This is a genomic window from Streptomyces flaveolus, from assembly GCF_000716535.1.
Taxonomy (GTDB): Bacteria; Actinomycetota; Actinomycetes; order Streptomycetales; family Streptomycetaceae; genus Streptomyces; species Streptomyces flaveolus_A.
The window spans coordinates 19,223-42,715 of sequence record NZ_JNWV01000070.1 but is presented as its reverse complement, the minus strand read 5'-3'; the positions used below and the strand labels follow the sequence as shown (position 1 = coordinate 42,715).

The 23,493-nt window shown below is 69.7% G+C and carries 18 protein-coding genes and 2 pseudogenes; 7 read left to right on the top strand and 13 right to left on the bottom strand.

Going from position 1 to position 23,493, the window contains the following annotated elements; translation table 11 throughout:
* Window positions 1-288: 288 nt before the first annotated feature.
* Window positions 289-1,854: a glycosyltransferase family 39 protein gene (locus OO52_RS43685; RefSeq protein ID WP_051818957.1), complete on the top strand. Its 1,566-nt coding sequence runs from the start codon at window positions 289-291 to the stop codon at window positions 1,852-1,854.
* Between the two features lie 316 nt (window positions 1,855-2,170).
* Here OO52_RS43685 and OO52_RS43680 read toward each other — a convergent pair whose 3' ends face one another.
* The 7 genes from OO52_RS43680 to OO52_RS43650 all read right to left on the bottom strand — a co-directional run bounded on the left by OO52_RS43680 (window position 2,171) and on the right by OO52_RS43650 (window position 9,340).
* The gene (locus tag OO52_RS43680) at window positions 2,171-2,437 is read right to left on the bottom strand and encodes a hypothetical protein (protein ID WP_030655762.1); all 267 of its coding nucleotides are present in this window, start codon (window positions 2,435-2,437) and stop codon (window positions 2,171-2,173) included.
* 268 nt (window positions 2,438-2,705) lie between these two features.
* Complete coding sequence (locus tag OO52_RS43675) at window positions 2,706-3,089, bottom strand: toxin Fic (RefSeq protein ID WP_030655765.1); 384 nt, start codon at window positions 3,087-3,089, stop codon at window positions 2,706-2,708.
* The gene (locus tag OO52_RS43670) at window positions 3,086-3,379 is read right to left on the bottom strand and encodes a DUF1778 domain-containing protein (RefSeq protein ID WP_234339992.1); all 294 of its coding nucleotides are present in this window, start codon (window positions 3,377-3,379) and stop codon (window positions 3,086-3,088) included. The genes OO52_RS43675 and OO52_RS43670 overlap by 4 nt, the downstream gene beginning before the upstream one ends.
* Window positions 3,380-4,955: 1,576 nt before the next feature.
* Window positions 4,956-6,056: a Gfo/Idh/MocA family protein gene (locus OO52_RS43665; protein ID WP_030655770.1), complete on the bottom strand. Its 1,101-nt coding sequence runs from the start codon at window positions 6,054-6,056 to the stop codon at window positions 4,956-4,958.
* A gap of 55 nt (window positions 6,057-6,111) precedes the next feature.
* On the bottom strand, window positions 6,112-6,729 hold the full coding sequence (locus tag OO52_RS43660) for a nuclear transport factor 2 family protein (RefSeq protein WP_078877530.1): 618 nt from the start codon (window positions 6,727-6,729) through the stop codon (window positions 6,112-6,114).
* A gap of 581 nt (window positions 6,730-7,310) precedes the next feature.
* Window positions 7,311-8,213, bottom strand: coding sequence for an NADP-dependent oxidoreductase (locus OO52_RS43655; RefSeq protein WP_078877529.1), 903 nt, complete (start codon window positions 8,211-8,213; stop codon window positions 7,311-7,313).
* Between the two features lie 545 nt (window positions 8,214-8,758).
* Window positions 8,759-9,340 (bottom strand): TetR/AcrR family transcriptional regulator, encoded by a 582-nt coding sequence (locus OO52_RS43650; protein WP_030655776.1) that lies wholly within the window; start codon window positions 9,338-9,340, stop codon window positions 8,759-8,761.
* A gap of 1,058 nt (window positions 9,341-10,398) precedes the next feature.
* Here OO52_RS43650 and OO52_RS49020 point away from each other — a divergent pair.
* Window positions 10,399-10,907 (top strand): annotated as a pseudogene (locus tag OO52_RS49020) (MFS transporter).
* Window positions 10,908-11,013: 106 nt separating this feature from the next.
* Here OO52_RS49020 and OO52_RS43640 read toward each other — a convergent pair.
* Window positions 11,014-11,859, bottom strand: coding sequence for an NAD(P)-dependent oxidoreductase (locus OO52_RS43640; RefSeq protein ID WP_030655782.1), 846 nt, complete (start codon window positions 11,857-11,859; stop codon window positions 11,014-11,016).
* 44 nt (window positions 11,860-11,903) lie between these two features.
* Entirely contained in the window at window positions 11,904-12,827 is a 924-nt protein-coding gene (locus tag OO52_RS43635) for an SDR family NAD(P)-dependent oxidoreductase (protein WP_030655786.1), read from the bottom strand.
* 255 nt (window positions 12,828-13,082) lie between these two features.
* Here OO52_RS43635 and OO52_RS43630 point away from each other — a divergent pair, with 255 nt between their 5' ends.
* A complete protein-coding gene (locus OO52_RS43630) occupies window positions 13,083-13,955 on the top strand; it encodes a helix-turn-helix domain-containing protein (RefSeq protein WP_030655788.1) in 873 nt (290 codons plus the stop codon).
* A 182-nt stretch (window positions 13,956-14,137) separates the two neighbouring features.
* Here the strand turns inward: OO52_RS43630 and OO52_RS43625 are convergent, their stop codons facing one another.
* Window positions 14,138-14,488, bottom strand: coding sequence for a winged helix-turn-helix transcriptional regulator (locus OO52_RS43625; RefSeq protein ID WP_051818962.1), 351 nt, complete (start codon window positions 14,486-14,488; stop codon window positions 14,138-14,140).
* Window positions 14,489-14,552: 64 nt separating this feature from the next.
* On the opposite strand from OO52_RS43625, the gene OO52_RS43620 reads away from it, so the two are divergent.
* The 3 genes from OO52_RS43620 (at window position 14,553) to OO52_RS43610 (ending at window position 17,940) form a co-directional block, all read left to right on the top strand.
* On the top strand, window positions 14,553-15,452 hold the full coding sequence (locus tag OO52_RS43620) for an LLM class flavin-dependent oxidoreductase (protein ID WP_030655791.1): 900 nt from the start codon (window positions 14,553-14,555) through the stop codon (window positions 15,450-15,452).
* Window positions 15,449-16,750 (top strand): FAD-binding oxidoreductase, encoded by a 1,302-nt coding sequence (locus OO52_RS43615; RefSeq protein ID WP_037630679.1) that lies wholly within the window; start codon window positions 15,449-15,451, stop codon window positions 16,748-16,750. The genes OO52_RS43620 and OO52_RS43615 overlap by 4 nt, the downstream gene beginning before the upstream one ends.
* Window positions 16,751-16,944: 194 nt before the next feature.
* The gene (locus OO52_RS43610) at window positions 16,945-17,940 is read left to right on the top strand and encodes a helix-turn-helix domain-containing protein (protein WP_030940702.1); all 996 of its coding nucleotides are present in this window, start codon (window positions 16,945-16,947) and stop codon (window positions 17,938-17,940) included.
* Between the two features lie 888 nt (window positions 17,941-18,828).
* On the opposite strand, the gene OO52_RS43605 is transcribed toward OO52_RS43610, so the two are convergent.
* Window positions 18,829-19,644, bottom strand: a complete 816-nt coding sequence (locus tag OO52_RS43605) for a helix-turn-helix transcriptional regulator (protein WP_030655793.1) — start codon at window positions 19,642-19,644, stop codon at window positions 18,829-18,831.
* A 71-nt stretch (window positions 19,645-19,715) separates the two neighbouring features.
* Between OO52_RS43605 and OO52_RS43600 the strand changes: the two genes are divergently transcribed.
* Window positions 19,716-20,429: an SDR family oxidoreductase gene (locus OO52_RS43600; RefSeq protein ID WP_030655794.1), complete on the top strand. Its 714-nt coding sequence runs from the start codon at window positions 19,716-19,718 to the stop codon at window positions 20,427-20,429.
* 4 nt (window positions 20,430-20,433) lie between these two features.
* Here OO52_RS43600 and OO52_RS43595 read toward each other — a convergent pair.
* Both OO52_RS43595 and OO52_RS43590 read right to left on the bottom strand, forming a co-directional pair.
* A pseudogene (locus OO52_RS43595) lies at window positions 20,434-20,838 on the bottom strand (transposase); the annotation flags it as partial.
* Window positions 20,839-21,011: 173 nt separating this feature from the next.
* A complete protein-coding gene (locus tag OO52_RS43590; protein ID WP_030655798.1) occupies window positions 21,012-23,429 on the bottom strand; it encodes a glycoside hydrolase family 95 protein in 2,418 nt (805 codons plus the stop codon).
* Window positions 23,430-23,493: the final 64 nt, after the last annotated feature.

The following is a 23,493-nucleotide window of genomic DNA, read 5'->3' as shown; positions in this document are numbered from 1 at the left end:
CGGTCAGACCCCCACCCTGCGGATACCTCATACACCCGGCATACCGCGACGATCACCGACCGTCAGCCCCTACGACAACCCGCCTTCAAGGTCAGTAACACGGACACAGGACTCGGGCAGCCGGTATGTTCCGTCGGGTGCAGACTGGATCGACACACCTCGGCTCGGAGTGAGGGAGGTTGAGCGGGGGGGGGATCTGTCGTGCCGGTCGTCGGGCTCCGGCGTCATCGGTCTTTACTTGCGCGCTTAGCGTCGTTGCTGTCTCTGCTGCGGGATGCTGGGCAAGCGGTGTTCAGCATCTTGGAGACTCAGGCGGCGCACGACCTGCGGCATCCGGTCCATGATGAGCGTCGGCTGAACCGCCGGTATCGGCGGCTGCTCACGGTTCTTCTCGTCCTGCTGGCCGGGCTGGTGAGTCTGTGGAAGCTTGACCGTGACGCCTCGTCGTGGCGGGACGAGACCGTGAGTTACGCGGTGGGAAGACGCTCTCTTGGCGAGTTGTGGCATTTGGTGCACAACATTGACGCTGTCCATGGCCTGTACTACTTCCTGGCGCACCTCGTGCTTGCCGTGCGGGACGACGGTGTCTGGACGTTGCGAGCGCTGTCGGTGCTCGGCACGTTGACCGCTGTTCTGGGGGTCCACGCCATCGGCAGCAGGCTTGGTGATCCGGCGACCGGGTTCTTGGCCGGGGTTGTGTTTCTGTGTGTCCCGCAGGTGCAGTTCTACGCGCAAGAGGCCCGCTCCTACGCACTGGTGAGTGCTGCGGTCGTGTGGGCGACGTGGTTCTTCGTGCGCGCGCTGCAGGACGAGCGACGACGCTGGTGGGTCGGGTACGCAGTGTTGCTCCTGCTGGGCGGTTGGCTGCACGTGTTCGCCCTGTTGGCCGCCCTCGCGCACGCCGTGACGCTCTGGCGCAGTGGCCGGGTGCGCCGCCTCGGGTGGCGCTGGGCGTTGGTGACCGCCAGTGTCGGGTGTGCCGTGTCTCCGCTGGCCGTGGTGAGCGCTGGTCAGGCGTCCGCGCAGCTGGACTGGCTCGGCCGTCCGAGTCTGCACGACTGGCTCGGATTCGTGGTCCCTGCCGCCGTGGCAACCGCCTTGGGGGTATGGCTCCACCGGCAGGACCCTGTGCCGCCCCGCGCAGTGACTCTCCAAGCGATCGGCGTGCCGCTTGTGACAGTCCCGGCCGGGTTCCTGCTGACGGTGTCCCTTGTCCACCCCTGGTACGTCGACCGCTACGTCCTGTACGGCATGTCCGGGCTGGCCCTCCTGGCCGGCCAGGCCGCACGGCAATGGCAGCGAATCGTGCGCGAACAGACGGATCCGGCACGCAGGCGGCGCCGACTGGGCGCCACAGCAGCCGCGGCCTTCGCCCTCTTCTCATCACTCGGCCCCTGGTACTGGCAACTACGCTCCCCGGTCAGTCGCACCGACACCGTGGAGAGCTACTGGGGACTCACCGTCACCGTTCCCGGAGATCCCGAACCGGTCCTCTTCCAGCCCGCACGCCGCCGCGCATGGGTGCTCGCCCGGCCCACCGCCTTCGGGCCGCTCGACGACATCGCACTGCGACAGACCCCGGCGGCCTCAGGCACGTTGTACGGCGTCGAGGCGTCCCCGGACGTCATCCGCCAGCGCATGCTCAGGCACCGCGAGATCAACGTCCTGCGCGACCGCCCCGGCCAGCCGTTGGACCAGACCCCCGCGGAAATCACCAAGCGGGAAGTCCTACGCCGGCATTACCGGCTCTGCTGGGTGACACCGGTCAACGGCGGAGAATCGGCGATCTTCATCCGCCGTGACGCCGCACCGACGAACCCTCTGTGCGCGCCCGGACGTGACATCTACAGCTGATCAGCTCAGCATCAGTTCTACCCCCGTGCGCTGTGCCCGTTCGGGGCGAGGCCGCATGCGCCGGCCGACCTGACCCCGCGATCCGGACCGTGGCTGGCCGCCCTGCCCGGCCAGTCGCGCGCCCCGCGCGGCTCCGGGCTGGGGACCGACCGCGAAGACGGCATGGCCGCGACCCCACCCACTCACGTAAGCGGCCGCGGCGGCGCAGCGACGTCCCCTGAGGCCCGCAGCAGAGGGGCGGACAGCCGGCCGGGCCCTCCTCGTCGGCGGGCCCGCTTTCCATAGCCATCCGCCTGCGCCGGTGGATCCGCCGGGGTCAGGCCAGGGCGTTGCGCAGGTACGCGGGCAGTGCCTGGCAGATGACCGGATCCGCTTTCCAGCCGGGGCCCGCGAGCTGGCCCGGAGTGATGACGCACTGGCTGCCGTCGTCGGTGCGGACAACGACGCGGAACGTCTCACCCTGGGTGGACCGGCCGGCGAGGTACGCGGCGAGGACGGTCCGGCCCAGTTCGGCGGGGTCCGCGCCAGTGACCGCGCGGCCGAAGTCTTTGCAGATCCAGACGCGGCTGAACCGCTCGTGCATCAGGATCTCCCACCGCACGCAAGCGGGAACGTCTTCGCGTAACACAACCCCGATCATGCCCATACGGGCCGGCCCCACCAACCGCTACCTGCGAGTACTGGCCGGAAAGCGCACCCCTTCCAGCCATGCCGGAAAACAACCGCATGCGGTGTGCCGCGCTCCTGAGCGCAGCCGTCGGCCGCACCGGTGGCTTTCTGACCTACGCCGGGGGTGGACAGGGAGTCGAGCGGGCTCTGTGGACGCCCACGCAATTCCCCAGCCAGGGGGGTCAGACGGTCCAGGATCGCAGTTGGCGGCCGATCAGGCCGACTCCCAAGGTGCCGGACGCCGTATCGCGCACGAGAGAGACGGCCTCTTTGGGCGGGTAGCCGAGCCGGTGCCCGTTCAGGGCCAGGTAGGCCTCGGTGGAGTGCCAGGCGAACGCCTCGTTGGAGTGCTCCAGGCATGGCAGTTTCACCAGTGTCTGGAGCAGCGCGGCTGCCTTGAGATACACCGATCCGTAGATGTCGCGTTCCATCGCCCTGGCGTTGACCCGGCCGGCCGCCGCGTAGAGCGGCCCGTAGTCGTCCACCTGGGGATCACCGGGCAGCAGCTCTGCGGCGTGCAGCAGGAAGGCGACGTCCAGCGGGTGGAGCGGTTCGTCCTGCGTCACGCGGCGTGACCCCGATCCTGCTGCTTGTCAAGATCACGTCGCGCCTGAAGCTCCGCCTCGCGCTGCTGCGCACCGGAACCGGCTGCGCCGGCCTCCTCGGCGAACGCGTCACCGCTGTGCGACATCGACGCCCTGAACGCCTCGAGGAAGCGCTCCTCCACGGCGGTGGCCCGGGCGTAGGCAGCCGAAAGGATGTATTCCTGCAGGCTGACGCCCTCCTGCTTCGCAGCGGCCTCGATCGCGGCACGCTGCGCTGGATCGGGGAAGCGCAAGTTCATGGCCTTGGTCATGGTACCGATGGTATCGCTGGTACCACTGCTTGGACAGCTCTCAAGCCCAGGGACTGCTATCCGGCGCGCCGCGATGCCTGACGACACCCTGGCGCTGACGGCCCCGAATACGGCACCTGGCCAGGCTTTCTTGCCGCCGTCGGCTACTTCACCCCTCCGCCCTTGCCGATGAGGTGTGGCTGCGCCTGGCCTGCCCGAAGCGCCGACACCCCGGCCCAGGAAGAGGCCGGCCTCGTCGCCGAACGCGCCGCCGCCCAGGCCGGACAGCATTGATGCCGTGGTCCTGGCCGCAGACCCGGCCGCCTGGACGGCCGACGTGCCCGCCGTCCTGGCCGCTCTGCAGCTGCCAGAGCTCGGCGCGTTCTACCTCGCTGCGGCCGCCGTCCTCGCCGACCGCCCCGGCGCTCTCCCCGACGGTGCCCTTGAGGTCGCTGTCACCGCGGTGTTCGACGTGCGCGGCCGCCTCGACGCCACAGCCCCCGCCACCGGCGCCGCAGCCGCCGAGAACCGGTCGGCCGCAGGGGCCTTCGCCGACCAGGCGCTGTTCGACCTGCTCACCACCATGTGGCGCACCGACACCGCCCTTCTCGGCGACCAGGAGAAGACGAGCCTGGCCCGCCTGCACGCCCTGCACGCCGCGGCCGCCCCACTGGCCCGCCCCGCCGCCATCCCTGCCCCGGACGCCCCCGGCGACGCCCCCGGCCCGGCAGATGGCGGGAGAGCGGACGCGCCGCTGCTGGGCCGGGGACGTCTGTGCGGGCGCTGGGGTGCCTGCTCGAGCAAGCCGTCCACCAGGCCCGCACGCCAGGAGAGATACCCGCCGACGTCCTTCAGACGGTGTCCGGCGCGCTCGCCGCGCGCGGGGACCAGGACGCGGTGGCCCACGCGATCGGGGTGCGCCTTCCCGCCCTGCACCGGTACGCCCCCGCCTTCACCGCCGCACACCGCACCGCGCTGTACGCTCTCGCCCCCGGTAGGCCCTCGCCAGCCGCCTCCTGGCTGTGCTGGGGCGTGCCCGACCGAGAGACCCTCGCCGCCCTGGAGCGCGCCGAGCTGCTTGCCGCGCTGCGTGACACCCGCCCCGGCGCCGCCGCCCACACGGCGGCCGCGCTCCTGTCCGCAGTCGCTCACCGAGCCTGCGGCAGAACACCCCGTCGGCGGGCAGCGCCCGCGGCCGTGCGGCACCGCTGTCGGCCCACACCAGCTCGGACATGGCCGGATCCAGCAGGGCGTCGGCCACTGTCACCACCTCCGCCGAAGACGACCGCGTCCCGCCCCACGATCCGCCACCGCTCCAGATCACTACCCGCTTCCCCGCCCGCAACTCGATGCAGGCGCCGCGGCCAGATCGGCTCCCGCTCCCACTGCAGGGCCCGCTCCCACCACCGAGCCACCAACGTCTGCGCCGGCCCGAACACCCGCTCCGACTGCGCACCGGCCCGCACCACCCGCCGCGCCTCCCAGTCCGGACTTGTGGGCGCACCACTCACCATTCATGGAGCGACACGATTCATTGGCGAGCGTTCGTTATATATTCACTGCGTACAGCGTCCGGATGATGCGGCGTACCGGCGACTCAACCGAGGGTCTGCGCGGTCTTCTGCCGTGACGCGTTTCCGATGGCATCCAGGAGCTGGTGGCGGGTGTGGGCGTAGGCGAAGTCGGGAACGGTGTGGGTCCCTTCGCGCAGGTCCCGTCCCAGATGGGTGTAGAGCGCGGCGACGTTCCTGGCCGGGCCGATGAGGCCCGCAGGGATGCCGGCCGAGTACTCGGCAGGCACTTGGAGCGTGGAGACTGTCGCGTCCTCGCCGAAGCCGGCCTGGAGGGTGAGGTCGGTCACCTGGACGTTGCCCCAGGGAGCGGTCAGGACGATGTCACCGTCCGTGCCGTTGATCTCCCAGCGGAAGTTGTCGCCGCGTGAGGTGCCGCCGCGGTAGAAGACCGAGGCGGCGGCGCCGTTGTCGAGGGTACCGATGAGAGAGATCTGGTCCGGGGCGGTCACCGGGACGACGGTGTCGCCGTCGTCTGTCACGGTCACCTCCGTGCGGCCGCGCACGAGATTGGCCGACAGGTGCTTGAACTCGCCGAGGGTGACGTTGAGCGCGTCGACGGCGTGCAGGGCGGCGCCGGACAGGGGGGTCGCGCCCTGGGTGTCGTCGTACCAGTACGTGTGCGCTTTGGTGGTCTGCCCGTTCCAGACCATTCCGGAGCCGACCAGGGTGGTGCCGATGACCCGGCCGATTCGGCCGTCCTCGATCAGGCGCCGCACGTAGCGCAACTCGGGATGATAGCGACCCTGGAGGCCGATGACGGTGCGCACTCCGGCGGCCTCTGCGCGCCGGGTCAGTTCGGTGGCCTCGGCCAGGTTCAGGGCGAGCGGCCACTCGGAGTAGACGGTCTTCCCGGCGTCGATCGCCGCCGAGACCAGCTCCCGGTGATGCGGTACTTTGACCGCCACCACGACGACGTCGACCCCCGGGTGGGCCAGCAGTGCGGCGTGGTTGTCGAAGGCCGCCTCGACGCCGAACTCTCGCATGGCCGCCTCTGCGGACGCGCGGCGCGAGGTGCTGACAGCCCGTAGCTCGAAATCCGGTAGTGCCTTCAGAGCGGGGACATGGCTGATGGAGGCCCAGCCACCCGGACTTCCGCCAATGATTCCGACACCGAGGGTGCTCATGTTGTGACTCCTGTGAGAGCGGCCCTAAGCGGGCCGAAGGGGTTGTGGTCGGCGATTACTTCTGTGCGGCGGACGGCGTCCAGTTGGGGACGGTGTCCACCCGGAACCGGGACAGCACGGTGCTGGAGATGTACCAGTGGCCGTCGATGCGCTGATAGGTGTCGTGGTACTGACCGTAACCGTGGAAGCCGTTCTTGTAGCTGGAGCCAGGCGGGAAACTCACGTAGTCCTCCATTGCCCAGATCGCTGACGCGCGGTTTCCGCGCACCTCGATCTCGGGCAGGAAACCCTGGTGGGCGGTGGGCGCGTCACCCAGGAGTGCCGCCGTCTTCTCGGCGAGTTCCTTGCCGCTGCTGTACTTGGCGCCCACGTCGATGGTGGGGTGGGCGGTGAAGAGGGCGGCCAGCTTGGACCACTGCTTGCTGTCGAGGTAGCGGAAGTAGCGTGCCTTCACCTGACGGATGTCCTCGACGTCAGTCAGCTGCTGCAGTGTGGCCGCGTTGCGTGCCGCAGTGGTGTGGGTGGTTTCAGCCGGCTGGCGCGCCGCGGACGCGGGCTGGGAGGCCCAGGCCGCCGCGCCCGCACCCCCGCCGACCATCAGCGCGGCTATCGCGGCTGCGCCGACCACACGTGAACGCCATGCTGAGGGCGTGCGGTATTCCTGCGTGTCCATGTTGATTCCTTTCGACGCCGCCGCAGTACGTGGGCGACGGGCACTGGGGTCCGGGCCCTTGGACCGGCCTGGCACTCGACCGTGGGAATGCCGCGCTACCGGTACGTCGCGATCAGGCCCCGCCCCCTCAGTGAACCCTATGTGGAACACTCTGTCAAGAAAAGATGGAACCTATTTGTATCGAACGTTCCAGTCGGCGACGCACTCGGAAGTCATGTGTGGGCAGTCAGGTGATGGCGGGGCGGGGGTGCGTCTCCGCCGAGGCATGGCCTCGGAGCCGCGCCGCAGAAGCGCACCTTGACATGGGACGACCACCGGTGGACCTGTGCGGGGGGCCTTCAGCGGTATACGGCGGAACCGACCGCCGGGGCGCAGCACGCGGGCGTAGCCCTGCCGGCACTCGGCACATCACCGGCGGACCGTCTCAGGGGGACGACTCCACCGCGCTCGGGTGTCGGCTCCCCATCTCTCTTTGTGCCCACCCATGTGAGTCCTCGGCCCGCCGGTCTCCTTGAGTGGGCTCAGGTGATGGACGACACTCCCTGCAGGATGGAGCGGCCGCCGAAGGTAGGTGGAGGGGGTCAGAATTCCAGGACGAGGCGGCCTCGGATGCCGCCGGCCTCCATCAGGCGGTGAGCCTCGGCTGCCTGTTCGGCAGGGAAGGTACGAGCTACGCGGAGAAGAAGCTCTCCTGATTCGGCTTGTTGACGCAGACGGTCGAGCCGGCTGCGGTCGCCTAGGTAGTCCGGGACGAAGGCCATGCGCATGCGCAGGGACCGGCGCCCCATCTCGTCGGGGCTGAGGGCGCGGGATCCCTCGCCGAGGACGGTGACGATGACGCCGCCGTCGTGCACGGCGGGCGCCACCACCGTCGATCCGATGACGGCAGCGTCGATCAGCCCCGCAACTCCTCCCGGCACCGCTCGCAGGACGTGCTGAGCGACATCGGCCCCCCGGGGTACGACGATGTCGGCACCGAACGAGCGCACGAGTTCCTCATCGGTCGGCGAGGCGTCCGCGACGACGGTGAGTCCGTCCGCCTTGGCCAACTGGGTTACGTAGCCGCCCACGGCTCCCGGCGCGCCGGTGACCGCGAGCGTCTGCCCCTGTGAGAGCCCGGCCAGGTCGAGAGCGAGCCGCGCGGTCAGTCCGTTCATGGGCAAGGTGGCCGCTTCGGCATGAGTCACCCCCTGTGGCGCGCGGGCCACCTGTTCCGCGGGCAGGGCAACATATTCCGCGTAGGCGCCGCCCGTGGGGGTGGTCGGGTTGGCCATCGCCATCACGCGGTCTCCCAGGCGCAAGTCGGTGTCGGTGTCGCTGCCGATCTCGTCCACCACCCCGGCTGCTTCCATGCCGGGGACGTACGGGGGTGCGGGGGACGTACGGCCAAGTGCCCCGTTGCGCAAGTAGCGGTCACCAGGGTTCACCGTGGCAGCGTGCACCCGGATGCGTACCTGCCCGGGACCGGCATGAGGCTCGGGCATCTCGAAGACGCGCAGGGCTTCCGGCCCTCCGAATTCAGATACTCCTACTGTTTTCATGCTTCCTCTTGATGTTGATCGAAGCGGGATCTTCGTAGCAGGGAGGTAGCCGGCCGGGGCCCCCGCGTGAGGTGCCGGCACGGTGAGGACTGAGGCGGCCCCGTTCTCAGCAGTGCCGACAGCCGAGACCCGGGTTGGGGGGTCGTGGTGATGACGGTGTTGCCTTCGCCATATCTCCCGGGCTCGCGCCGATGACGGGGTCATGGATCGCTCCTGCGAGACAGACCCGAAGGGCGGGATCGGTGGCGGCTGCTACTCCGCTGTCATGCCGGGTGCGCCGCCCAGAGCTGGCGCGCTCACATCGCCGCTGGACGCTTGGTGCCTCATGGACGCCCGGCGCCCACGCCCGCGCAGCTGATTCCTGCGGAGGCTGGGTCACACCCCTTCCTCAATTCAAAATCGAACGCTCGTTAAACAAAGCGGCCAGAAAAACGCCTTCGATGGACATGTAGCGCCGTTAATGGTTGGGCGGTTCCGGCGCCGCACACTCAACGAAGGCAGTTCAGAGCGACCTCTGCGGCCCGCGTCAGCGCGGCGCGATCCGCATTGATGGCGCCCATGACCCGCAGCCCCTGGAAGGTCATGACGAGGAATCCCGCGAGATCCGCGGCGCTCCGGCCGGCTTCTATCTCGCCGCGTCCCTGCGCCTCGACGATCACCTCGAAGAGTGTGAGTTCAAGCAACTGCGTCGTCGTGCGGAGCCGCTCAGCCACCTGCGCATCGCTGTGCGCCCGCTCCATGGCCGCCCCTACGATCAGGCATGACGCCTGACCGGGACCACAGGTGATCTCGTCTATCACTGCTTCGAAAGCCGCACGGACCGTCTCGCGCACGTCACCGCCGGCCCGCAGCATCTCGATGAACGGCAACGCGTAGCGCCGCCGGTACAAGTCCAGTGCGGCCAGGTAGAGACCCTCCTTGCTGCCGAAGGCCGCGTAGAGCGAACCACTGCCGATCTCCATGGCCTCGGCCAGGTCCCGCACGGATGCGCCACCGTATCCGGTTTGCCGGAACACCTCCATCGCCGCGGTGACGGCGGCTTCGGTGTCGAACTCACGAGTGCGTGCCATCAGTCCACCATAGCTCTTTGACGAGCGATCGCCAAACAATTTTGTACCTTGCCGGCAAGCACTCGATCAGCATCTGCTCCGGCCTCGGACTCCGGCGTCCCGAAGGGGACCGCCCTCTGCGTGCTGATCAACGCGCGCGGCAGTTGTACCCGCATGAGAGGTGAAGGAGGAGGAATCGCCCTGGTCCGCCTTGGGTGGGGCAGGGCTCGACGACATGGTGGGGATCGCGGCAGGCGTACTGCCGTCTTGTTCTACGTCCCTGATCACGACACCGCAGCCGAAGAACCGGCGATGGCTCTCGACGTGCCTGCGACAGGCCGGTCGTCGCGAGCCGGCCCTTCCGTTACGTCTGCCAGAACGCGAACTAACGATGGGTCAAGATATTTTTGACGCTCCGTTCCATATGCCTTTCACTGGTGGCCCACCGCTCCGGGAAGTGTCAGGGAGTGCCATCCTCTGGCGGCGTACCTCCGCGATGACGCCGACCGCGAGGAGGCCGATGTCGCCGAGGACGGCGGCACCGTCCCGTTCGCCGCCGCAGCCGACAAGGTCGGCTTGCTGGCGGGTTGGGCGGGCGAATCGGTGACCTACCGCAGCTTGACGGCCCACAGCGACGACTTCCGGCCGGGAGATCGACGGCACCGCGGACGACGTGGTGCTCGGCGGATCTGGGGCAACGTACGGGTCGCCGATCTCTCCCCGGCTTCGGCCGGGGCGGACGCCGCGGTCGCCCGCTCCGGGGGCGGGAGTCGTAGGTCGGCGACCGGCTGACCGCCGACCAGGCCCGTGTCGTGACCTGGAACGCCACCCGCCTCGCCCGACATCCGGCCGACGGCATGTGCACGGTGCGCGACCTCCGCCACGGCCTGTCCACCGCGCCGCCTGATCGATGCCGACAACCGCGCCTCCGCTCACCGGCACGGCGCTTCCGCTGACGCAGCGCGGCCGGAGAACCCGGCCGACGAACGACACCTCAAAGGAATGCAAGTCATGTCCCAAGACGTCCACCGTCCCGACCTCGCCGCTGGTTGGCCCTGCTTTTCATTGCGGTCGCCCAGTTGCTGGTCTTCTTGGACGGGGGCGATCATGAACATCGCCTTGCCGCCCGCTCAGCACGACCTCCCTTCACCGACGGCGACCGACAGCGGGTCATCACCGCATACGGCTTGGCCTTCGGAGGTCTGCTCATTCTGGGCGGACGGCTGGGCGACCTCTGGGGGCGCAAGAGGGTGTTCGTGATCGGATTGGTCGGCTTCGCCCTCGCCTCGGGCCTCGGTGGTGCGGCGCAGAATCTGCCCACGCTCCTCACTGCCCGTGCCCTCACGGCGTGTTCGGCGCGCTCCTCGCTCCTGCCGCCCTGGCGCTGATCTCCCTGGCCTTCACCGACGCCAGGGAGCGCGCCAAGGCTTTCGGCGTCCACGGCGCCGTAGCCACCGCGGGCGGCGCCCTGGGCCTGTTGCTTGGCGGGCTTTTGACCGAGTACGCCGACTGGCGCTGGGGGTTCTGCATCAACCTCCCCATCGCGGCCATCGGGATCATGGGTGTCCTGACCGTGGTGCGCGACTGAGAGATACGGCATGTGGACACCACTCTTCGACGGCGACAGCCCCCTCCACCACCGGTGAACCCGGGCCCTGCTGCCCTCAGCCGACTGGACGGGCCTGGTGGAAGGCTCAGGTCCTGGCCCGGGCGATCAGGCGGGCGGCTTGGACCAGACCGGACGCGCCGGCCTCACCGCGTGCCAGGACCTCGTCGGGACGTGCGCCGCGCTCGCGTACGGCATGCGCGAAGTGCTGCATGTCCTTGCGCATCAGCGAGTGGAGGTGTTCGGCGAGGTCGGGGGTGATGTCGGTGCCGAGGGCGCGTAGTGCCGCGCTGCCGCCACTGCTGGCGCCGATGGTCTCGATCAGCGTGGGCAGGTCGAGACCGAGCTGTTCGGCCAGGGCGAGGACGTCTTCGGCGTTCTTCATGTTGGTGATGGTCAGTGCGTTGTTGAACAGCTTGGTGAGCTGCCCGGCTCCGACCGGACCCATCAGCCGCACGGTGTCGCTGAAAGCCTCGAACACCGGACGTGCGGTGTGGAAGGTGCCTGAGTGCCCGCCGACGAATGTGGTCAAGGTGCGGGCGCGGGCGCCCGGACCGCCGCCGCTGACGGGTGCGTCAAGATAGAGCGCGCCCGCTTCGGCGACGTGCGCGCCGATCCGCTCGGCCTCGGCGGGGTCGCCTGTCCCGTGGTTGACGATAATCGTGCCGGGGGCGGTGTTCGCCAGGAGTCGCTGGTCGCCGAGCAGGCTCCAGATGTCCGAGTCGTCCCGCAGGCAGAGCCCGATCAGCTCCGCGGAGGCCGCCAGGGCGGCCACCGTGTCGTGAACCACGTGCGGTACAGCCGCCACGGCGGACAGCGACGCCGGCCGGCGCGCCCATACGTGCAGTTCGAAACCCTGCTCGCTGATCGCCTCGGCAATGGGCCCGCCTTGGTCACCGAGCCCGACGAAACCGACTCTTCTGATGTTGCTCATGTGCCTGCCTCCTTGAGGATCTTCGCCGTATTTCATGACCGCGTTCAGCGCAGGATGGTGGTGCCGAGGTCCCACAGGCGCTCGGCGTTCGCGGCATCGAGTGCGTACGCCGCCACTCCCGGCACGCCCAGTTGTGTCGGCCGCGAGGTGACCTGCGGGGCTTCGTTGACGTCTTCGAAGTAGCGTCCGCCGACGCCTTCCGCCAGCGGGGAGGCGGCGAGGAAGACGGAGGTGGCCGCGCCCTGCTCGATGGTCTTCCGGTAGGGCTCGGGTGTCTTCAGGCCGCCGGTGTGCCGCTGCAGATTGGTGGCGATCGCCCCGGGGTGGAGCGCGTTCGCCCTGATGCCCTCGCTCGACCAGCGACGGTCCGCCTCGACGGCAAGGAGGACCTCGGCGGTCTTGGACTGGCCGTAGGCGCCGAGCGCGTCGTAGGGGCGGAAGCGGTAGTCGAGGTCGTCGAAGACAACCGGGGAGAACAGGTGGCCGCTGGAGGAGACGGTCACCATGCGCGCACCGCCGGCGTCGGCGAGTGCGCTGTGCAGGCCCAGGGCCAGGGCGAAGTGTCCCAGGTAGTTGGTGGCGAACTGCTGCTCGTGCCCGCCGGTGCCCCGCTCCAGTTCGGGGAGCATCATGATCCCGGCGTTGTTGACCAGGATGTGCAGGGGGCCGGCCCAGGCAGCGGTGAACGCGTTGACGGAGTCCAGGTCCGCCACGTCCACCCGGGCGACGTGGACGGCGTCGTTGCCGGTCTTTGTCCGCAGGTCGGCTGCAACCTGCTCTCCGGCGTCGGGGCGCCGGACCGCGAGGGTGATCTCGGCGCCGGCGTACGCCAGGGCCCGGGCGGTCTCCACGCCGATGCCGGATGTGGCGCCAGTGATCACGGCGCGCTTGCCGGAGAGGTCGACACCGTCGATCACCTCCGCACTGGTCGAGTGGCGGTCGAAGGGAGTACGGAAGAGTTCGGACATGGGTGTTCCTCGGTCGGGGTGCAAGTGCGGAAAGTACGGCAGAACCGGTAAGTGACCAGTACGGACGAGCTCCCCAGGGGCAACAGCGTCGCCCTGCCCTGTCGGTGGGGCGGGATGGCGCTCACCGTCTGTCCCTGTCGGTTGCGGCCGTGCTTGTGCCACTGTGCGGGACCTGTCGCGCGTCGCCCAGGACCGCCTGAGACTGGGACTGGCAGGGCCACCCGGACGAGCCGGCGCATACCTATGCTGGAACGCATGACAGCCAACGGTGATCCGGGAGCCCTGGCGAAGTACCTGCGGGCCCGCCGGGAACTCGTCCAGCCTGCCGCCGTGGGCATCCCCGACGCCGGCAACCGGCGCGTCCCGGGCCTGCGCAGGGAGGAGGTCGCCTTCCTTGCCGGTGTCAGCTCCGACTATTACGTTCGGCTCGAGCAAGGCCGTGACCGGCACCCCTCCGAACAGGTCCTGGTCAGCATCGCCAACGCACTGCAACTGGACGAGGAGGCCACCGCCTACCTCGTCCGGCTGGCCACCTCTCCCAGCACCCGCCCCCGGCGTTCTTGCCGCCCCGAGAAAGTCGGCGACGGCATCCGCACCCTGATCAACACCTGGCCGCTGACCCCGGCGTACGTCCACGGCACGTACATGGATGTTCTCGTCGCCAACCCCCTGGCCGTTGCCCTCTCACCGTTCAACGCACCCGGCCGCAACAGCATCCTCGACGCCTTCCTGGAACCGGGACTGCGAGCGCTGCATGCCGACTGGGAGGAGATGACCGCCCGGATCGTGCCCTATCTGCGGTCCGTCGTCGGACCGGACGTCGACGATCCGCGACTCGTCGAGATCGTGGGAGAGCTGTCCGTACGCAGCGAACGCTTCCGCAAGCTGTGGGCACGTCAGGACGTCAAGCACAAGGCCACCGGGACCAGCCTGCTGCAAAACCCGCAGGTCGGTCCCTTGGAGCTGCACTACGAGAAATTGCTGATCCCCGGCACTCAAGGACAGACCCTCGTCACCTACCACGCCCGCCCCGGCAGCGACTCCGAAGACCGACTGCGCCTGCTCGCCTCCCTGGACGACTCCGCACGCACGTCCGGGGACGCCGTGCGCATCGCCACGGACAGCTGACTTGGTGGCATCACTTCGCACTGACACCGATCACGCGACATCCGCGGGAACTGGCAGCTGCGTGCCCATGGCGGTGGCGGTGGCGGTGGCGGTGGCCGTGGCGGTTTCAGGACGTCATCGGGTATGCCGCCGGCGGTAGCGGCGTCGAGTGCGCGCGCCTCCTGGACGGCGGCGGCCGGAGGCTACGTCGACGACGGACGCGCCCCCGCACCCCTGGGCCCCGAGCGGCGCAAGGTCCACTGCGCGAGCGGCAGCAGGGCGTCCACCAGTGCCTGGCCGTCCGGGGACAGCTGATAGCGGACTTGTACGGGCGTAGTGGGGATTATGGTGCGCTCGATGAGGCCCGCGGCCTCGAGTTCCTTCAGACGCTGGGAGAGCAGCCGGTCGGAGATGCCGTCGATCATCGCCCGGTACTCGCCGAAGCGCCGGGCGCCACGGTCGGCGGCCTGCAGTACCGAACCCGTCCAGCGGCGTCCGATCAGTTCGAGGGTGCCCGCGAAGCTCGGGCAGGTGTCGTCATGAATGGAGCCCACTTACATAATATTAGCACCTTACCTGTAATTTCGCCGATGGGGCGGTCCAGCGCACCGTAGACGCATGACCGACTACGGACGCCCGCTCTCCTTCGGAGTGAGTCTCGACCCCTCCGCCGGGGCCTGGGTGGAAACCCGGCGCCTTGCGCGGGCGGCGGATGACTCGGGCCTGGACTACCTCGCCGTCCAGGACCACCCCTATCAGCCCGGCCACCTCGACACCTGGACCCTGATCACGCATCTGTCCGCGGCCACCGACCGTATCTCCTTCCTCACCGACGTCGCCGACCTTCAGTTGCGTCCGCCGGTGATGCTCGCCAAGGCCGCCGCGTCGCTAAGTGTGATCACCGACGGACGGATCCAGCTCGGTGTCGGCGGAGGCGGTATCCCCGATGCCATCGCCTCGATGGGCGGCCCGGCGCGACGCGGGCAGGACATGGTGGCATTCACCGAGGAGTCCCTGGGGCTCCTGCGCGCGGCCCTGTCCGGGGGCGTCGTCCGGCTGCACAGCGAGTACCACGCCGTCGGCGGTTACCGCGCAGGACCGGTGCCCCCGAAGCCCGTCGAGCTCTGGCTCGGTGCCCAGAAGCCGCGGATGCTCGCCGTCGCCGGCCGGTTGGCCGACGGCTGGATCTCTCCGCTGAACATCTACGTCCCGCCGCAGGAGGTGCCCTCGCGTCAGCGGATCATCGACGAGGCTGTCGCCGACGCGGGCCGCGACCCGAGGACGCTCCGGCGCGTCTACAACGTGATCGGCGTGATCGGCGACCACATGGACGGACCGGGGCTCGTCGGCGATGTGCGGCGGTGGGCAGACACCCTCGCCGAGTGGGCCGTGGAACTCGGCTTCGACACCTTCGTCTTCTGGCCCGCCGCGGACCCCGAGCAGCAGCTCGCGCTCTTCGCCGCCGAGGTCGTGCCCGCGGTGCGCGAGCGCGTCGGCGCTCTCCGGAGCGGGCGATGAACGGCACCGTGCCGGTCGAACTCGCCCGCAAGTTGGTCACGCCCGACGATCGCCGCTACCCGCTGCTCCGCTCCACCTACACGGCCGTGGGCCACCCAGCCGCCGTCGTCCTGCCCGAGTCCGCGGGCGATGTCGCGGCGGCGCTGCGGTTCGCGCGGGAGACGGGGCTTCGGGTGGCCGTCCGCAGCGGCGGGCACGGCCTGTCCGGCAGCGGCACCAACAACGGCGGGCTCGTCATCGACCTGAGCGCGCTGCACCGAGTCGACGTCCTCGACCGCGGTTCCCGTCTGGTCCGCGTCGAGGCGGGCGCCCGCTGGGCCCAGGTCGCCCAGGCGCTCGCCCCGCACGGGCTCGCCATCAGTTCGGGCGACCACGGCAACGTCGGTGTCGGAGGCATCGCCACCGGGGGCGGCGTCGGATGGCTCGTACGGCAGTACGGGCTCACCGTCGACCACATCCGCGCCGTCGAGGTCGTCCTGCCCGACGGATCAGCCGTGCGTGCCGATGCCGAGGCAGAGCCTGAGCTGCTGTGGGTGATGCGCGGGGCCGGCGCGGGTGCCGGGATCGCGGTGGCCTTCGAAATCGAGGCCATGGAGTTTCGTGACGTGGGTCGTGCACAGCTGGTCGCGGCGGTGGACCCGGCCGGGGAGACGCTACGGCGCTGGGAGGCCGTCATGGCGCGGGCGCCGCGCGAGCTGTCGACGGCGGTGATGCTGTCCTCGCAGGGCGCCGCCACCACCGCGTTCATCACCGCCGTCGTTGCCTCGGACAGCCCGTCCGTCATCCGCGACGCCATCGAACCGCTGCTCGGCATCGGTGACGTCATGGCCCAGCAGGCCCATGTCGTCTCCTACACAGAGCTGGTCCCACCGCTCCACTTGCACACCAACACCGGGCAGATGCCATCCAGCACGACCAACGGCCTGCTCACCGACATGACCCCCGACGCCGCCCGCGCCCTGGTCGCGGCGTCGGCCGCCCCCGACCCGGTCCTGGTTCAGCTGCGTTCGCTCGGCGGCGCGGCCCACGACCCGGCCCCCTCCGCCATGGCGTTCACACACCGCCATCAGAACACCCTCGTCATCGCCTCGGCGTTCCCGCCGGACGACCGCGCCACGCTGACTGCCGCCTGGGCGCCCCTCGCCCCCCACACCGACGGCGCCTACGTGAACTTCGAGAGCAATCCTGACAAGACGACGTTCGCACGCGCTTACCCCGAACCGACCGGCACCCGCGTCACCGACCTGTGGAAGCGCTACGACCCCGACGGCGTCCTACGTCCCTGGCCGCAGGTCTGACCGCCGACCCCATCGAACTCACCGACCACGAGCCCTACGGCACCCGCCGCAGGCACCCGCCCTCAAGCTCAACGAGCCGCCACCACATAGGACACGGTCTTACTGTGGGTCTCACGGATTCACGTGATGTCACGACACCGTTCGCGCCGCCATTATGTGTGCCGTAAGAAGTATGGTGAACGACGGGGGTTTCCATGTTGCCGGACCCATCAACAGCCCTCCACACGACGGACTCGGTGCCGGCCCACCGCCGACGCACGTACTGGCGAGAGGTGCTGTCCCAGACCTTCGGAGCCGTTGACATCAGCGTTCCTGAAGAGGTGTATTCCGGCACGGTCCGTACGTCATCGCTGGGCCCCATCCGGGGCGTCACCGTTGAGGGCGACCCCATGCAGACCCTCCGCACCCGACGCCTCATCACAGGGAGCACCAACGACAACCACGTCGTCGTGATGCTACTCAGCAGGGGCGACGCCCGGGTCGAGCAGGATACGCGAGACGTGCACGTGCGGTCAGGGGCGCTCTTCGTTTATGACAGGGCGCGGCCCCTACGGCTGACCTTCCCCGAACCGTTCCAGACGAAGTCCCTCGTCCTGCCACGGCACGTCCTGGAACTGGGCGAGTCCGACCTGCGGCAGATCACGGCCGCGCCGTTCGGCCGCGAGTCGGCGCTCGGCGCGTTGCTGACGCCGTTGCTGTCCCGGCTCGTGGAGACTGCCGCGATGTACCCGGAGCGGACGGGCGAGTCGATCGCCCGCAACGTCGTGGACATGGTGCAGACCCTGGCCGAGGAGCGACTCGGCAAATCCTCCACGGACACCCCGACTGCCACCCGGATGTTCCTGCTGCGCATCCGGGCCTACATCGATCAGCACCTGTCGGATCGGGACCTGACGCCGGACGCCATCGCCCGGGCGCACCACATCTCCGTCCGCTATCTGCACAAACTGTTCGAGCTGGAGAACGTCACCGTCAGCCGGTGGATACAGAAGCGCAGACTGGAACACTGCCGACGCGATCTGACCCGCCGGTCGGCGGAGCTCACGATCGCTGCAGTGGCCCACCGCTGGGGGTTCACGAGCGCCTCGCACTTCAGCCGGGTGTTCCGCGCCACCTACGGCGTTTCCCCCGCCGAGTGGCGGAACTCCGCTGTGCTCGGAGCCACCGTTTCCGCGACGCCCCAGGGCTGAGATGCAAGGTCTCGGGGCGCGGGCGGTGCCTTCGCGCTGGGTGCCGCCACCGGCCGGCGCTGTCGCGGGCGACATCGACGCCGACTTCCATCCCAGGGCATGGGGGCGGCCATGGCCTGGGGAGCGAGGGCGGTGAAGACCGCGGTGCTCATCAACACGGCGGCTGTCGCGCGCTTACGCAGACGCATCTGAACTCCTCAAACGATGACGGGCCAATGGGGTTCGGCGGCCGACACGCTGCCGCGGGCAGGTCGCCACGGCTGGCTGCCAGTCTCACGGTGCGCGCAGCCCCGTACCAGGTTCGTCGGAGGAGTCCGGTGCTTCTCTGCACAATCACCACGAAGGACGGACCACACTCCGGACAGGCCCGACAACGGGAGCGCTAACTCCCCAACTCTTCGACATGGATCATGCAGCCGTGCCGCGAAGTGACTCCCGAAGTCGCAGACAGACGACTCCCGTTCTCGCGTCCACCGCCCGCCACTTGATGCCGTTGTCGACGAGACAGCGCACCGCGTCGATCGTCTGCCGGTGGCAGCAGCCCTCCGGCGGCCCGCCCCGGCCGGCCATCCCGGCGCTGGCAGCGGATCCCGCACCAGTGCCCACTCCGCATCGCTCATGTCGGAGCCGTACCGCGGTCGGCGCTCTGGCCGGTCAGCCGCATTCCCGAACCGATGGGCGAGACAGTCACACCCAGGAGTGGACGCAATGGACCCGGCAACCACGACCACGCGACACTTCGACAACAGGGCCTCTTGCTTCTCGCTGGACTCGACAGCCGCGAGCTACCAAGAGGCCCTTCCTCCATGCCCTACCAGCCCACAAGTCACCCGATCCAGCACCCCGTTCGAAGCTGATCGACCACGCGACCGGATAGAGAACGGGCAGTCAGGTCGCCTGTGTGGCCAGCCTGCGCAGGGCCCGCACGGCAGGTGATCCGGGGTCGGCCGTCATCAGGACAACTTCCTGGTCATCCTCGGGCACGAGCAGGACGTCGCAGTTCAACCGCAGCGCACCGGCCTCCGGATGGTCCAGGGTCTTGGTGCGATGCCCGGGAGCGTGGACTGGACGCGCCTCCCAGATCTGCCGGAACTCCTCACTGCCGGCGTGCAGTTCGGTCAGCAGCGCGGCCAGCTGCGGGTCCTGCGGGTAGCGGTCCGCGGCCCGGCGCAGCCGCGCCACCACGATGTGCCCGAATTCCTCGGCGCTGGAGCTCTCGTACATCCGCCCCTGGCCCAGGAAGCGGCGTCGGGCCAGGTTCGTCGTCCCGCCTCCAAGGTCGGCGTCGAGCAGTGCCCGGGCCAGGGGGTTCCAGGCGACAACGTCGTACGCCGCGTCAGTGACGATGGCACCGGTCTCCGGCAGCCGCTCCAGCATCCGGGCCACGTGCGGGCGCACCCGCCGCACGGCGCTGAGGCCAGGCGGCGCGCTCGAACCCGCCAGGCGGAACAGATGGCTGCGCTCGGCCGGCGTGAGCCGCAGCGCGCGGGCCAGCGCGTCCAGGATCCGGGCCGATGGCCGCGGCCCCCGGGCCTGCTCCAGCCGCGTGTAGTAGTCGACCGACATGTGGGCGAGCTCCGCCACCTCTTCCCGGCGCAGACCCGGTGTGCGGCGGTCGGTGCCCGTCGCCGCCAGGCCGATCTCGTGCGGACGCAGGGCCGCTCGGCGGTCCCGTAGGTAGTGGGCCAGCTCCTGCCGCGCCATGTCGCCTCCTCCCACTGCCTGGTACAGGCTGTCCCTGGCAGGGCACCCACGACCAGGGAAGTGTGGTCGCCATGAACGAACGCACAGCTCTGGTTACCGGTGCCAACAAGGGCATCGGCAAGCATATCGCCCGGCTGCTCGCCGCCGAGGGTCTCACCGTGTACGTGGGCTCCCGTGACCCCGGGCGCGGGCAGCGGGCCGTCGAGGAGATCGGAGCCGGGTCCCGTCTGCTGGTCCTCGACGTGACAGATCCCGACGGCGTCGCCCAGGCCGCGGCTCAGATGGACCGCTTGGACGTGCTGGTCAACAACGCGGGCATCTCTCCGTCACTCGCCCCGCCGACCCACACCGGCGTCGAGGAGTACCGGCGCACATACGAGACCAATGTGTTCGGGGTAGTGGCGGTGACCGATGCCTTCCTGCCCGCCCTGCGCCGGTCCCCACGCCCGCGCATAGTCAACATCTCCAGTGGCACGGCGTCGCTGACCTGGAGCACCACCCCCAACCCCCAGTTCACCCCGGGAAGCGGCGCCGCCGCCTACCGGTCGTCCAAGGCCGCCCTCAACGCCCTCACCGTCCTCTACGCCCAGACGCTGGCCGAGGACGGCTTCAAGGTCAACGCGCTCGCCCCCGGCCTGCGGGCCACCGATCTCAACCCCCGGGCCGCCGCTGCCGGCGGCGACCCGGCCGAGGCCGCCCAGGGTGCCCTCCGCCTGGCCCTGCTGCCGGACGACGGCCCCACCGGTGGCTTCTTCTCCTGGGACGGAACGCCCGTGCCCTGGTGATCAGTCATGGGCGGCGTCGAGGACGGGTGTCCCAGCGGTGTGTACTCCATGCCTGCCGGATCAGACTGCGCACGGTGATGATCGTGTCGGCGAGGTCGAAGAAGGCGTCGATGACGGTGGTGCGCCGCTCGTAGCAGCGGGCGAGCCGATAGAAGGCGCTGTGCCAGGCGTGGGTGCGTTCGACATGCAGACGCTGACTGGCCTGGATGGGCGCCTTCTCCCCCTTGTGCGCGATGCGCCCGTGCAGGCCACGTTCGCTGAGCAGCGCGCGGGTCTTGTCCGAGTCGTAGCCGGCGTCCAAGTGCACGGTGATGTCGTCGGGTAACGGCCCCAGGTCGTTCAGACGGTCCAGGGTCGGGGCGAGCAACGGGGAGTCGTGGCGGTTGGCACCGGCCAGGACACGACCCACCGTGCTGCAACGCTGCCTGACCCGCTGTTGTGCGAGCTGCCGTCACGGGACTCGTTGGCGCCGGTGGACCTGCTCGGCTCTGCCACCTTGATCCCCCCGAGCCGCTGCGATTCCAGCCAGGGCCGTGCGGCGTGTGATCGGGGCCGGGCGGCCTGCCCGGTCCCGATCGCATGTCACAGCGGCGTGATCACGTACTTCTCGCCCGCTTGGGTGTCGAACACTACGACGGCGCTCTCGGGGCGTTTCACATCGGTGCGGGCACCGCCCTCGGCGTGCACCGCGACCGGTGCCGCGGTGCGCAGACGGACCGCGCCCGTCCGGCGTGCCGCAAGGCGGGCGTGGGTCAGCGCGCCGTCGCTCCAGTAGACGTCGACGGTGAGGGCGCCGCGGGCGAGGAGGCCGGTGACCTGGCCCTGCGGAAGCTGCGGGGGCAGCGCCGGCAGGAGGTGGACCTCGTCGGTGTGGGACTGCACCAGCCATTCGGTCACTCCCGCGGTGGCGCCGAAGTTGCCGTCGATCTGGAACGGCGGGTGCAGGTCGAACAGGTTCGGAGCGGTGCGGTCGGGAGTGAGGAGGTCGGTGAGGAGTTTGTAGGAGCGCGATCCGTCTTCCGCGCGCGCCCAGAAATTGATCTTCCAGGCCAGGGACCAGCCGGTACCGGCGTCCCCGCGCATCTCGAGCGTCTTCAGTGCGGCCCGGAACAGTTCGGGCGTGCCACGCTTGGAGATCTGGTTGCTCGGATGGAGACCGTACAGGTGGGATACGTGGCGGTGCTGTTGCTCGGGCGCGCCGGCGTCCCAGTCCTGCTGCCATTCCTGCAACTGCCCCAGCGCGCCGATCTTCATGGGCGGAAGCTGGCCGCGGGCCTGGCGCACCTGGGCGGCGTACGGGCTGGTGACGCCGAGCGCGTCACAGGCGGCGAGGTAACCGTCGAACAGGTCGCGCAGGATCTGGTTGTCCATGGTGGGACCGGCGCAGGCGGACACGCCGGCGTGGTGGGCGTTCTCCGGCGACACGGACGGGCAGGTCACCAGATACCCGGTGGTGGGGTCCGTGACGAGGGCGTCGAGGAAGAAGCGGACGGCGCCCTCGACGACCGGCAGGCGCCGGCGCAGCGCCTCGCGGTCACCGGTGAAGCGGTAGTGCTCCCAGACCGAGGTGGCCAGCCAGGCGCCACCGGTGGGCCACATGCCCCAGAACGCGCCGTCGACGGGCGCGGTGCCGCGCCAGGCGTCGGTGTTGTGGTGGGCGACCCAGCCGTTCGCGTCGTACTGCACCCGTGCGGTCTTCTGCCCCGCCTGGGCGAGGTCGTCGAGCAGGGCGAAGATCGGCTCCCAGCACTCCAGAAGGTTGGTGGTGGAGGCCGGCCAGTAGTTCATCTCCGTGTTGATGTTGATCGTGTACTTGGAGTCCCAGGGCGGGGAGAGCTGGTCGTTCCAGATGCCCTGCAGAGTGGCGGGCTGGGTGCCGGGGCGGGAGGAGGCGATGAGGAGATAGCGGCCGAACTGGTAGTGCAGGGCCACCAGATGAGGATCGTCGGACTGGGCGAAGGCGGCCACCCGCTGGTCGGTCGGTGCGTTGGCGGCGTCCGTGACGCCGAGGTCGAGCGTGACGCGCCGGAAGAGGGCGCGGTGGTCGCGCACATGGCGGGCGCGCAGCTGCCCGTAGGGGGTGTCGGTGGCGGCGTTCAGCGGGCGCTCGGCGCGGGCGCGGTGGTCGCCGGAGGTGTCGCGGTAGTCGTTGTAGCTGGTGCCCACGGACACCAGCAGGGTCACCGCGTCGGCGGCGGTCACGGTGAGGGTGCCGTTCTCGCTGCGTACGGTGCCGCCTTCGGCGCGGGCACGGACCAGCGCGCGGAAGCGGACCCGGCCGGTGACGCCCTCGCGGGTCTGCCCGGTGCCCTCCAGCGCGGCGGTGATCCGGTCGGGGGAGGACTTCTGGGTCTGCTGGGTGCTGTCGAAAGCGGCGGTGAGCGAGAGGGCGCCGGGGGTGTCGGCGGTCAGCCGCACCACGATCAGCTGGTCGGCATGGCTGGCGAACGCCTCGCGGCGGTAGGTCACCCCGCCGCGGGTGTACGTCGTGGTGGCCACGGCGGTGTCGAGGTCCAACTCCCTTCGGTAGGAGCCGACGTCACCCGTGCCGGGGAACGTCAGGCGCAGATCGCCGACCGTCTGGTACATCAACTCCCCGACCGGGTTGCCCAGGAAGGTCGAGTTGATCAGGTCTTGGGCCGAGCCCCACTGGCCGGCGAAGATCCGGCGCCGGATCTCGGGGAGGTTCGCCAGGCCCTGCGGGTTGGCCGGTTCGTAGGGGCCTCCCGCCCACAGAGTGTCCTCGTTGAGCTGGAGCCGGTCGGTGTCGACTCCGCCGAACACCATGGCGCCGAGGCGGCCGTTGCCGAGGGGCAGGGCCTCCAGCCACTGGCCTGCGGGCTTGCCGTACCACAGGGCCAGGCGCGAGGCGTCCGGCGCGGCGGAGTCCTCCGCCTCCACCGCGGACTGTGGGGCCGCGGCCGCCGCGGCGGGCGGGAGACCGACGGCCAGTGCGGCCGACGTCGCTGCGGAGGTGACGAGAAAGTCTCTTCGTTCCATGAGAATGCCTGCCTTAGGAGTGCGGGTTGGGCTGGTCATTCGGGAGTGGTGCGGGCCGCTGCGC

Excerpts from the sequence above, each read along its gene's own strand:
- OO52_RS43670 (WP_234339992.1), bottom strand. The coding sequence starts at position 3,379 with ATGACCAAGGCCATGAACTTGCGCTTCCCCGATCCAGCGCAGCGTGCC.
- OO52_RS43635 (WP_030655786.1), bottom strand. The coding sequence starts at position 12,827 with ATGTCCGAACTCTTCCGTACTCCCTTCGACCGCCACTCGACCAGTGCG.
- OO52_RS43615 (WP_037630679.1), top strand. The coding sequence starts at position 15,449 with ATGAACGGCACCGTGCCGGTCGAACTCGCCCGCAAGTTGGTCACGCCC.
- OO52_RS43590 (WP_030655798.1), bottom strand. The coding sequence starts at position 23,429 with ATGGAACGAAGAGACTTTCTCGTCACCTCCGCAGCGACGTCGGCCGCA.
- OO52_RS43600 (WP_030655794.1), top strand. The coding sequence starts at position 19,716 with ATGAACGAACGCACAGCTCTGGTTACCGGTGCCAACAAGGGCATCGGC.
- OO52_RS43605 (WP_030655793.1), bottom strand. The coding sequence starts at position 19,644 with ATGGCGCGGCAGGAGCTGGCCCACTACCTACGGGACCGCCGAGCGGCC.
- OO52_RS43665 (WP_030655770.1), bottom strand. The coding sequence starts at position 6,056 with ATGAGCACCCTCGGTGTCGGAATCATTGGCGGAAGTCCGGGTGGCTGG.
- OO52_RS43660 (WP_078877530.1), bottom strand. The coding sequence starts at position 6,729 with ATGGACACGCAGGAATACCGCACGCCCTCAGCATGGCGTTCACGTGTG.
- OO52_RS43655 (WP_078877529.1), bottom strand. The coding sequence starts at position 8,213 with ATGCCCGAGCCTCATGCCGGTCCCGGGCAGGTACGCATCCGGGTGCAC.
- OO52_RS43650 (WP_030655776.1), bottom strand. The coding sequence starts at position 9,340 with ATGGCACGCACTCGTGAGTTCGACACCGAAGCCGCCGTCACCGCGGCG.
- OO52_RS43640 (WP_030655782.1), bottom strand. The coding sequence starts at position 11,859 with ATGAGCAACATCAGAAGAGTCGGTTTCGTCGGGCTCGGTGACCAAGGC.
- OO52_RS43680 (WP_030655762.1), bottom strand. The coding sequence starts at position 2,437 with ATGCACGAGCGGTTCAGCCGCGTCTGGATCTGCAAAGACTTCGGCCGC.
- OO52_RS43630 (WP_030655788.1), top strand. The coding sequence starts at position 13,083 with ATGACAGCCAACGGTGATCCGGGAGCCCTGGCGAAGTACCTGCGGGCC.
- OO52_RS43610 (WP_030940702.1), top strand. The coding sequence starts at position 16,945 with ATGTTGCCGGACCCATCAACAGCCCTCCACACGACGGACTCGGTGCCG.
- OO52_RS43620 (WP_030655791.1), top strand. The coding sequence starts at position 14,553 with ATGACCGACTACGGACGCCCGCTCTCCTTCGGAGTGAGTCTCGACCCC.